Source organism: Pseudoalteromonas luteoviolacea, from assembly GCF_018100925.1.
GTDB classification, from domain to species: Bacteria; Pseudomonadota; Gammaproteobacteria; order Enterobacterales; family Alteromonadaceae; genus Pseudoalteromonas; species Pseudoalteromonas obscura.
Genome location: NZ_JAGJEH010000070.1, coordinates 1 through 394, shown reverse-complemented (window position 1 = coordinate 394; position 394 = coordinate 1). Strand labels below are relative to the sequence as shown.

Below are 394 nucleotides of genomic sequence, written 5' to 3'. Positions count from 1 at the left end.
CGCGCTCAGTGACAACTTTATTGGTGCTGGTCTCACTGGCAAATGCAACGTCTGGCGATGAATGAATGACACTCAATCCTGTGGCACTATCGTAAGTTCGCAAGCCTGCCTCCGCAGCGGGTAACTTAATCGCGTTAAACGCTTCGTCGGTATTGCATAGCTGGGATAAATGAACGATGACGCCAGCCATATGCAGAACAGGTTCATCAGTCACTGAGGCACCGGCATTTGAATAACTCGCCCCGAGTCGTAAAACATTCGACTCAGTTGTACGCTCCCACAGTCCTTCATTGACGGTATTAGCAGATCCTAAATGCTTACCAAAGTGCACAAACCCACTTGCGGCATATTGATTCAAGTTTTGTTGTCGGCGCGCTTCAAACTCGGCCTTTCG

The 394-nt window shown here is 49.2% G+C and carries 1 protein-coding gene; it reads right to left on the bottom strand.

Annotated elements, in window-relative coordinates; genetic code table 11:
- The coding region (locus tag J8M00_RS28095) for a hypothetical protein (RefSeq protein ID WP_211013657.1) at positions 1-394 on the bottom strand (394 nt) is incomplete at both ends.